The organism is Streptomyces sp. NPDC127129, assembly GCF_042671585.1.
GTDB lineage: Bacteria > Actinomycetota > Actinomycetes > Streptomycetales > Streptomycetaceae > Streptomyces.
The window spans coordinates 239,642-249,289 of sequence record NZ_JBHXTV010000013.1 but is presented as its reverse complement, the minus strand read 5'-3'; the positions used below and the strand labels follow the sequence as shown (position 1 = coordinate 249,289).

Genomic DNA, 9,648 nt, shown 5'->3' with positions numbered 1-9,648 from the left:
GTGCTGCCCACCGTGACCGCTCGCGCTACAGTGATATCGGAACGCGTTTCAAAACACAATGAGGAGTCCAATGAACGCGATTGACTCTGCTGCGGTGAGCGAGCGGTCCGCGCCGTTATCGGGTACCGGTTCAGGGGCACAGCAGAGTATGGGACGGCTCGTACGCCCCCATATCTGGAGTTTCGCGACCGTCGTCGTCCTGCAGGTGATCGGCGCCCTCGCGGGCCTCGCGCCGCTGCTCGCGGTCGTGGAGCTGGGGCGCACCCTGCTGGAGCCCGGACCGGTCGACCGCGATCACGCGTGGACGGTCGTGATCGTCGGCGCGGTGGGCCTCTTCGTACGGCTGGTGTTCACGGCCGCGTCGTCAGGCATCGGCCATGTCCTGGACGGGAAGGTCCAGTTGACGTTCCGTCGGCAGCTGGCCGCGCAGCTGGGGCGCGTGCCCATCGGCTGGTTCTCGCGGCGCAGGACCGGTGAACTCGCCAAGGTGGTCGGGGAGGACGTCGGTGCCGTGCACCCGTTCATCGCCCACACTCCTGGCGAACTGGTGTCCGCCTTCGTCGTCCCGCTGGCCTCACTGATCTACCTGTTCACCATCGACTGGCAGCTCACGCTGATCACCCTGATCCCCGTCTTCCTCGCCATCGCGCTGGTCCCCCTGATGATGACGCCCACCCGGGTGCGCGAACAGGAGGAGTTCGACGGGGCCATGGCCCAGATCTCCAGCTCCGTCATCGAGTTCGTCCAGGGCATCTCGGTGGTCAAGGCGTTCGGCGGGTCCAAGCGCGCCCACCGCACGTTCCTCACCTCCGCGGACGCCTTCGTCGACACCTTCAACCGATGGGTGCACGGCATCTCCAAGATCGCCGCCGGGATGCAGCTCGTCCTCTCGCCGCCCTTCGTGCTGCTGGTCGTGCTGATCGGCGGAACGATCCGCATCACCGGCGGCGACCTCGCCCCCGCCGACCTGCTGCCCTTCCTGCTGCTGGGACTCGGCCTGACCGCCCCGGTCGCGGCCCTCGGCCACGGCTTCGACGAGATGCAGACCGCGGGCCGCGCCATCGGCCGGATCAAGGACGTGCTGTCGGTGGAGGCGCTGCCGGAGCCGGCCCACCCGGTCCTGCCCCGCGGGCACCGCGTGGAGCTCCGCGACGTCCGCTTCGGTTACGAGGAGGACCGCGAGGTGCTCCGCGGCATCGACCTCGTGCTGGAGCCGGGGACGGTCACCGCCGTCGTCGGGCCGTCCGGAAGCGGAAAGTCCACCCTCGTCCAGCTGCTGCCGCGGTTCTTCGACCCGAGCCACGGCTCCGTCGTCCTCGGCGGTGTGGACCTGCGCGAACTCGGCAGCCGGGAGCTGTACCAGACGGTCTCCTTCGTCTTCCAGGACGTCCGGCTGCTGCGCGCCTCGATCGCCGACAACATCGCGCTCGCCGTCCCGCACGCCGACCGTGAGGACGTCGTGCGCGCGGCCCGGCTGGCGAACATCCACGACCGCATCCTCGAACTGCCGCGTGGATACGACTCGGTGATCGGCGAGGACGCCGGACTGTCCGGTGGCGAGTCCCAGCGGATCGCCGTCGCCCGCGCCCTGCTCGCCGACACACCCGTCCTGGTGCTCGACGAGGCGACCGCCTTCGCCGACCCGCAGACCGAACAGGCCGTGCGCGCCGCCCTCGGGACGCTGGAGGGCGAGCGGACCGTCCTGGTCATCGCCCACCGCCTGGAGACGATCGCCGACGCCGACACGGTGGTGATGCTGGAGGAGGGCCGGATCGTCGAACGCGGCAGGCCCGCCGAACTCCTGTCCGCCGGCGGAAAGTTCGCCGCCTTCTGGCAGTCCCACCCATCGGTCGCCGACGACGCCGAAGCCGACGGTCGCGCACTGCGAGGAGACGAGTCCCGATGATCCGAATGCTGTTGCGCGTACTGGGACGCGAGTACGCCCAGCCCCTGCGCCGCACCGTGACGCTGATGACGCTGACCTCGGTGGTCGAGGGACTGTCCTACGCGCTGGTCGTCCCCGTCCTGCGGGAGCTGTTCGGGGACACCCCCGAGGACGCGTGGCCCTGGCTGACCGCCTTCGGCATCACGATCGCCGTCTACGCCGCCCTGCGCTACATCAGCGACCTGTCCGGCTTCCACGTCGGCACCGCGCTGCTCCGCGGCATGTACCACCGCCTCGGCGACCATCTGGCCCGGCTGCCCATCGGCTGGTACAGCGGAAGCCGTCTCGGCGAGGTCTCCGTCCTGGCCAGCCGCGGCGTCCTCGACGCGATGAGCGTCATCGCCCACCTGCTGGCACCCTTCATCTCCGCCTCCGTCACCCCTCTGACGATCGTCGCCGTCATGCTCGCCTACAGCTGGCAGCTCGGCCTCGCCGCGCTCGTCGGCGTGCCCATCGTGGCGGCGATCCAGATCTGGACCGCACGCTCCTCCGCCGCGGAGGACGTCGAGCGCGAGGAACGCGACCACGAGGCCACCGGCCGGGTCATCGAGTTCCTCCAGGCCCAACCGGTCCTGCGCGCCGGCGGCCGCACCACCGAACGCTTCCGGCTCCTCGACGACGCGCTGCGGGACGTCGAGCGCGCGTCCCGCCGCTCCACCTTCTCGGCCCTGCCCGGCGCGGTGGGCCTGACGCTCACGGTCCAGGCCCTCTTCACCGCCGTCCTGGTGCTCGGCGTCTACCTCGCCCTCGACGGGGACATCGGCGTGGCCGAGATCCTCACGATCCTGGTCCTCGCGGCGCGCTGCGCCGACCCGCTGCTGTCGCTGACGGACATCGGCGGCAAGCTGCGCGGTGCCCGGTCCGTCCTCGCCAGGCTCGACACCGTCCTGCGCACCGAGCCGCTGCCCGAGGCCGCCGAACCGATCCTGCCGGAGCGCCACGACCTGGAGTTCGACTCCGTCGTCTTCCGGCGCGGCGACCGCACGGTGATCGACGACGCCTCGCTCTCCGTACCGCAGGGCCAGCGCCTCGCCGTCGTCGGACCGTCCGGAGCCGGCAAGAGCACGCTCCTGCAGCTGCTCGCGCGGTTCTACGACGTGGACGCGGGCGCGGTGCGCGTCGGCGGCGTCGACGTCCGGGACGTCGACCCCGAGGTCCTGATGGCGCAGATCTCCATCGTCTTCCAGAACGTCTACCTCTTCGACGGCACGATCGAGGAGAACGTCCGCCTCGGCCGTCCCGACGCCACCGACGCCGAGGTACGGGCGGCGGCCACGGCGGCCCGGCTCGACGAGGTGATCGAGCGGCTGCCCGACGGCTGGGCGGCCGACGTCGGCGAGGGCGGCGCGCTGCTCTCCGGCGGCGAGCGCCAGCGCGTCTCGATCGCCCGGGCACTCCTGAAGAACGCGCCCGTCGTCCTCCTCGACGAGGTCACCTCCGCCCTCGACCCGGTGAACGAGGTGGCCGTCCACGAGGGCATCGAGCGGCTGATGGCCGGGCGCACGGTGGTGATGGTCGCGCACCGGATGCGGACCGTCCAACGCGCCGACCGGGTGGTCTTCCTGGACGGTGGACACGTCGTCGAGGAGGGGACGCACGACGAGCTGCTCAGCCGCGGCGGCCGCTACGCGAACTTCTGGAACATCTCCATGGCACCGGTAGCGAGGGACTGAACCGACATGTTCGATCCAGCGACGCACGACCGTCACCTCGGCGCGTTCCGCCGCCTCACACCGCGGCCGTACGCCCGGGCCCGGGTGCTGCTCCTCCCTCACGGCGGAGGCAGCGCGAGCTACTACCGCGCGTGGGCCGCGGCGGCGCCCTGGGACGTCGAGTTCCTCGCCGCGCAGTACGCCGGCCGGGAGGACCGGTACTCCGATCCGATACCGGCGGACCTGCACGGCGTCGCCGAGGCCCTCGCGGCCGATCTGACGGCCGACGGCCCCCGGCTTCCGACGGTCCTGTTCGGCCACAGCATGGGCGCCGTCGTCGCCTACGAGGTCGCCCTCCGCCTCGCGGCGGCCGGCGAACCCCCCACGCGGCTCATCGTGTCGGGGCACCCCGCCCCGGCGCTGACCCGGCGCGGCCGGGTCCATCTCGGCACCGACGAGGAACTGGTCGAGGAGCTGCGCCGCACGGACGCGACGCACCGCGACATCCTCGACAACGCCGAACTCGTCCAGGCCTTCCTGCCCATCATCCGGGCGGACTACCGGCTGAGCGAGACCTACCGACCGGTTCCCAGCCTCGCGCTGCGCTGCCCGGTCGACGTGCTGTACGGCGACGCCGACCCCGAGATCCACCACTGGGAGGCCGAGGGGTGGCGCGAGGTGACCGACGGCGGGTGCGCACTGCGCACCTTCGAGGGCGGTCACTTCTATCTGGAGGAGCACCGCGACACGGTCGTCGAGCTCCTGACGGCGCGGGCACGTGCGGCCTCCGAGGAGTCGGCGGTCCCGTGGCCCTCCGCCCCCTGACCGCCACGAGCGGCGCATGAGCCGCCGTTCGGCCCCCGTGGCCGGACGGCGGCCCCACCCTTCATCCCGACCGACACGAGGACAGGACACCGTGACCGCCGACGTCGCCGATCACCGCATAGATGTCCGGATGAGCCCCAAGGACCTGATCAACATCGGAGTCTTCAGCGCCCTCTACATCGTGACGGTGGGCGTGTTCAACCTGCTCGAGTTCATCAGCCCGGTGATGACCCTGGTGACGAGTGCGGTCAGCATCGTCGCTGCCGGAGTGCCGTTCATGCTCTTCCTTACCCGGGTCAGGCACGCCGGCATGGTCACCGTGCTCGCCGTCATCGTCACCGGGTTCATGCTGCTGATCGGCAGCCCGCCCGTCACCCTGCTCGTCGGCGTGGTGGCGGCCCTGGTCGCCGAGGCGCTGCTCTGGGCGGGCCGGTACCGCTCGCGGTATCTCGCGGTGCTCGGCTACGCCGTCTTCAGCACCTGGTTCGCCGGGCTGTTCCTGCCGATGCTCTACGCCCGCGAGGACTTCCTCTCCAGCCCGTACATGGAGGCGATGGACGGCGACTACGTGGCGCGGCTCGACGACCTGCTGTCGCCGGGCGTGCTGATCGCGTTCGACGTGTCCACGCTGGTGTTCGGCCTGATCGGCGGGGTACTGGGGCTGCGGCTCCTGGACAAGCACTTCCGCAGAGCCGGGCTGGCGTGAGCGGAGCCCCCGCGCGGCCGGGCCACCGCACCCTGCCCGGAAGCGTCACCGCCGCACCCGGGAGGACGGCCGTACGACGGTCGCTCGACCCGCGTACCGCCGTCGCGATCCTGCTGGCCGCGAGCATCACCGTCATGGCGCCCGGCGGCATGTGGTTCGTTCCGGCGACCCTGGCCGCCGGTGTGCTGCTCGCGCTCTCCGAGCGGGCCTGGAAACGCGCGATCGGCCTCCCGGCGGCCGCCGCGGCCGCCGCGGCGGTGGCCTACCTCCTCCCGCTCGCCGCACCGTGGCCGCTGCTCGGCCTGATGGGGGTCATGGGCGAGTTCACGCTCCGCCTGGTGGCCGTGGGCGGCATCGCCGCCCATCTGATCCGGACCATCCCGCCGACCCGGTTCACCGCCGCCCTGCGGGCCATGCGGGTGCCGGAGGCGTTCACCGTGTCCGGGGCGGTGATGCTGCGGTTCGTCCCCACCATCGTCGCCGAGGCGCGCGCCGTGCGCGACGCCATGCGGCTGCGCGGGCTCGGCGGAGCGACGGGCATGCTGCGCCACCCCCTGCTCAGCATCGAGTACTTCACGGTTCCCCTCATCGCGTCGAGCCTGCGCTCGGCGGAGGACCTCTCGGCGTCGGCGCTGCTGCGCGGGCTGGGGTCGCAGCCCTGGCCGACGGCGATGCACCCGCCGCGGTTCGGGCGCGCCGACGCGGGCGCCGTCCTCGCCGTGGCGCTGTTGACGGCGGCCACGCTCTGGTGGAGGTCCACACAATGATCGAGCTCAAGAACGTCAGGTGGACGTACGAGGGCGGCGACTCCGCCGTGCTCGACGGCCTCGACCTGAGCATCCGGCGCGGTGAGACCGTGGTGGTGTGCGGACCGAGCGGATCGGGCAAGAGTTCGGCGCTCCGGTTGATGAACGGCCTCGCACCGCACTTCCACGACGGCGCCCTCGAGGGCGAGATACGGGTCGACGGCGCACCGATCACCGACCTCGCCCAGGTGGGGCGGGTGACGGGCACCGTCCTGCAACAGCCCCGCCGGCAGTTCTTCACCGACGCCGTCGACACCGAACTGGCCTTCGCCCTGGAGAACTTCGGCACGCCGCCGCCGCGGATACGCGAGCGGGTCGCCCGGGTCGTCGCCGAGTTCGGCCTGGCCGGACTCGACGGCAGGCTGCGGGAGCTGTCGGGCGGCCAGCAGCAGCGGGTGGCGTGCGCGGCGGCCGTCACCCACGGCCCGCCGGTGCTGCTGCTCGACGAACCGACCTCCAACCTGTCCCCGGAGGCCATCGCGGACCTCACCGCGATCCTGGGGCACCTCAGGGACCGGGGCACCACCCTCGTCATCGCCGAGCACCGGCTCCACTACCTTCGCGACCTGGCCGACCGGATCGTCGTCCTCCAGAACGGGCGCGTCCGGCGGGAATGGACGCGGGCCGAATTCCCCGAACTGACCGACGAGATGCTGCGTGCCGAGGGACTGCGCGGTCTCCGCACCCCCGCACGGCGGGGGATGCTCCGGGCGTACGCGCACGGCCCGAGCGTCGAGCCGGGGGAGCCGCCGACGGCCCCTCGTCACGGCACGGGCGAGGACCCGGCCCCCGCCCCCGCCCCCGCGTACGACCCCGACCACGACGCCGTCGCGACGGCGACCGGACCGCGTGAACCGGCCGGACCGCACGGACCGCGTGAACCGGCCGGACCGCACGGACCGCGTGAACCGGCCGGACCGGCCGGCGGGCTGACGCTGCGCGGCGTACGGTGCACGTTCCTCGGACGGCCCGTGCTCGACATCGCCGAGGCCCATCTGCCCCGCGGCGCCGTCACCGCCGTCACCGGCGCGAACGGAGCGGGGAAGAGCACGCTGGCCCGGATCCTCGCCGGGCTGCAGCGCCACTCCGGCCAGGTGCTCCACGACGGTCGCCCGCTGTCCCGCTCACAGCGGCAGCGCGAGGCCGTCATCGTCATGCAGGACGTGGAGCGCCAGCTCTTCACCGACAGCGTCACCGCCGAACTGCGCCTCGGCGCCCTTCCGGAGCGGGCGGAACATGCCTCCGGGGTGCTCGCCGACCTCGACCTCGCCGCCTTCGGCGACCGGCACCCCCTCTCGCTCTCCGGCGGCCAGCAGCAGCGCCTGGTCGTCGCCACGGCGCGCCTGAGCGGGCGCCGGATCGTCGTCTTCGACGAGCCCAGCTCCGGTGTCGACCGCCGCCACCTGAGATCGATGACCGCCGCGATGCGCGATGTCGCCCAGGAGGGCGCGGTGGTCGTCCTCATCAGCCACGACGCCGATCTCCTCGACCTCGCCGCGGACCGCGAGCTGCGCCTCCGCCCCGTCCCCTGACATCTCCCACGCCTTTCCGCCGGACGGACGAGCGGGAATGTGCATTCCTCATACAAGGACGGGTGGAGCGAACATTGTTGGGCCCGGAATCGGATTGCTACGCTCCCGCGGCGAGGGGATCAATCGTCGCCGCGGACTTTCGTTTCTGCCCGGCCTGCGCCAGCTGCACTTCGAATTGCATGAGAAATGCACGGAACCGTACGGGAAATGGGGTTGTGGAATGTGTGGTATCGCAGGATGGGTTTCGTTCGACTCCGACCTGACGCGTCGGGGCGACACCCTGGACGCGATGACCGAGACCATGGCGTGCCGCGGGCCGGACGGTCGCGGCACGTACCTGCGTACCCATGTCGGACTGGGACACCGTCGCCTCGCCGTCATCGACCTGGCCGGCGGCACCCAGCCGATGAGCGTGAGCACCCCTGCCGGTGACGTCGCCATCGTGTATTCGGGGGAGACCTACAACTTCCAGGAGCTGCGCAGCCGGCTCGCGTCGAGCGGGCACGCCTTCCGTACGGACAGCGACACCGAGGTCGTTCTCCACGCCTACCTCGAGTGGGGCGAGAGCCTCGTCGACCACCTGGAAGGCATGTACGCGTTCGCGATATGGGACGAGCGCGAGGAGAAGCTCGTGCTCGTGCGCGACCGCATGGGCATCAAGCCCCTCTTCTACCACCCGACGCCCGACGGCGTGCTGTTCGGCTCCGAGCCGAAGGCGATCCTGGCGAACCCGACGGTGCGTCCCGTGGTCGACACGGACGGAATGCGGGAGCTGTTCGCGCAGACCAAGACCCCGGGCTGGGCGCTCTACAAGGGCATGCACGACATGCTGCCGGGCACGCTCGTCACCGTGGACCGCCGTGGCCTGCGTCAGCGGACGTACTGGAGCCTGCGCGCGGCCGAGCACACCGACGGCCGCGACGAGACCGTCGTCCGGACGCGGGACATGCTCACCGGGATCGTCGGGCGGCAGCTGATCTCGGACGTGCCGCAGTGCGCGCTGCTCTCCGGCGGGCTGGACTCCAGCGCCATCACCGGCCTCGCGGCGCAGGCGCTCGCAGCGCGCGGCGACCGGCTCCGTACGTTCTCGGTGGACTTCGCGGGCCAGGAGGAGAACTTCGTCCCCGACGAGATGCGCGAGACCCCCGACTCGCCGTTCGTCCGCGACGTCGCGGCCCACGTGCGGTCCGCGCACCACGACGTGGTCCTGAACCCGGCCGACATCTCGGACCCCGAGGTGCGGCGGGCGACCGTCGGCGCGCGCGACATCCCCAACGGCTTCGGTGACCTGGACAGCTCGCTCTACCTGCTGTTCAAGGCGATCCGGGAGCAGTCGACGGTGGCGCTCTCCGGGGAGTCGGCCGACGAGGTGTTCGGCGGGTACCCCTGGTTCCACATCGAGGCGGCGCGGCAGGCCGACACGTTTCCGTGGATGATGTTCATCCCTCCGATGAGCCTCTCCTCACGGACCGACCACATCGAGCCCGGTCTGCGCAAACAGCTCGACGTGGGGACCTACACCGCCGACCAGTACGCGACGGCGCTCGCCGAGGTCGAGCACCTCGACGGGGAGTCCGGTCTCGAGCGCCAGATGCGTTCCATGTGCCATCTGCACCTGACGCGGTTCGTGCGCACGCTGCTCGACCGCAAGGACCGGCTCTCCATGGCGGTCGGTCTTGAGGTCCGGGTGCCCTTCTGCGACCACCGGCTCGTCGAGTACGTCTACAACACCCCCTGGGCGATGAAGGCGTTCGACGGGCGGGAGAAGAGCCTGCTGCGCGCGGCGGCCGCGCCCGTGCTGCCGCGGTCGGTCGTGGAGCGGGTCAAGAGCCCCTACCCGTCGCCGCAGAACCCCGGGTACGCGGCGCATCTGCAGCAGCAGGTGAAGGAGCTGGTGGCGGAGCCGGACGCGCAGGTGTTCGCCCTCGTCGACCGGAGCTGGGCGCAGCAGACCGTGGCACTGGACCCGGCGGCCGTGACGGTCGCCGTACGGGCCGGCCTGGAGCGGGTGCTGGACCTGCACACCTGGCTGGAGCTGCGGAAGCCCGAGCTCCAGCTGGACTGAGCGCATCGGCGGGATGCGCCGGTTCCGACACCGCCCGGGGCGGGGGCGGGCCCCCCCCCCGCCCCCCCCCCGCGCCGGAGGCGGGGTCACGCCCCCGCCGCGCGGGGAGGCCGGCGG

7 protein-coding genes are annotated in these 9,648 nt (G+C 71.8%); all 7 read left to right on the top strand.

What is annotated here, in order from left to right; all coding sequences use genetic code 11:
- The first annotated feature begins 70 nt into the window (after positions 1-70).
- The 7 genes from ACFVGW_RS25125 to asnB all read left to right on the top strand — a co-directional run bounded on the left by ACFVGW_RS25125 (position 71) and on the right by asnB (position 9,531).
- On the top strand, positions 71-1,906 hold the full coding sequence (locus ACFVGW_RS25125) for an ABC transporter ATP-binding protein (RefSeq protein ID WP_383296415.1): 1,836 nt from the start codon (positions 71-73) through the stop codon (positions 1,904-1,906).
- Entirely contained in the window at positions 1,903-3,618 is a 1,716-nt protein-coding gene (locus tag ACFVGW_RS25120; protein ID WP_383296418.1) for an ABC transporter ATP-binding protein, read from the top strand. Before ACFVGW_RS25125 ends, ACFVGW_RS25120 begins: the two co-directional genes overlap by 4 nt.
- Before the next feature lie 6 nt (positions 3,619-3,624).
- On the top strand, positions 3,625-4,422 hold the full coding sequence (locus tag ACFVGW_RS25115; protein ID WP_383228799.1) for a thioesterase II family protein: 798 nt from the start codon (positions 3,625-3,627) through the stop codon (positions 4,420-4,422).
- Between the two features lie 91 nt (positions 4,423-4,513).
- Positions 4,514-5,128, top strand: a complete 615-nt coding sequence (locus ACFVGW_RS25110) for an MptD family putative ECF transporter S component (RefSeq protein WP_352191743.1) — start codon at positions 4,514-4,516, stop codon at positions 5,126-5,128.
- On the top strand, positions 5,125-5,895 hold the full coding sequence (locus ACFVGW_RS25105; protein ID WP_385853559.1) for an energy-coupling factor transporter transmembrane component T family protein: 771 nt from the start codon (positions 5,125-5,127) through the stop codon (positions 5,893-5,895). Before ACFVGW_RS25110 ends, ACFVGW_RS25105 begins: the two co-directional genes overlap by 4 nt.
- Positions 5,892-7,466: an ATP-binding cassette domain-containing protein gene (locus ACFVGW_RS25100; protein ID WP_385853558.1), complete on the top strand. Its 1,575-nt coding sequence runs from the start codon at positions 5,892-5,894 to the stop codon at positions 7,464-7,466. The genes ACFVGW_RS25105 and ACFVGW_RS25100 overlap by 4 nt, the downstream gene beginning before the upstream one ends.
- Positions 7,467-7,686: 220 nt before the next feature.
- Positions 7,687-9,531, top strand: a complete 1,845-nt coding sequence (gene asnB / locus ACFVGW_RS25095; protein WP_385853557.1) for an asparagine synthase (glutamine-hydrolyzing) — start codon at positions 7,687-7,689, stop codon at positions 9,529-9,531.
- The last annotated feature ends 117 nt before the right edge of the window (positions 9,532-9,648 follow it).

Bases quoted from the DNA above. Each gene is read 5' to 3' on its own strand.
- asnB (WP_385853557.1), top strand. From the start codon at position 7,687: ATGTGTGGTATCGCAGGATGGGTTTCGTTCGACTCCGACCTGACGCGT.
- ACFVGW_RS25120 (WP_383296418.1), top strand. From the start codon at position 1,903: ATGATCCGAATGCTGTTGCGCGTACTGGGACGCGAGTACGCCCAGCCC.
- ACFVGW_RS25125 (WP_383296415.1), top strand. From the start codon at position 71: ATGAACGCGATTGACTCTGCTGCGGTGAGCGAGCGGTCCGCGCCGTTA.
- ACFVGW_RS25100 (WP_385853558.1), top strand. From the start codon at position 5,892: ATGATCGAGCTCAAGAACGTCAGGTGGACGTACGAGGGCGGCGACTCC.
- ACFVGW_RS25115 (WP_383228799.1), top strand. From the start codon at position 3,625: ATGTTCGATCCAGCGACGCACGACCGTCACCTCGGCGCGTTCCGCCGC.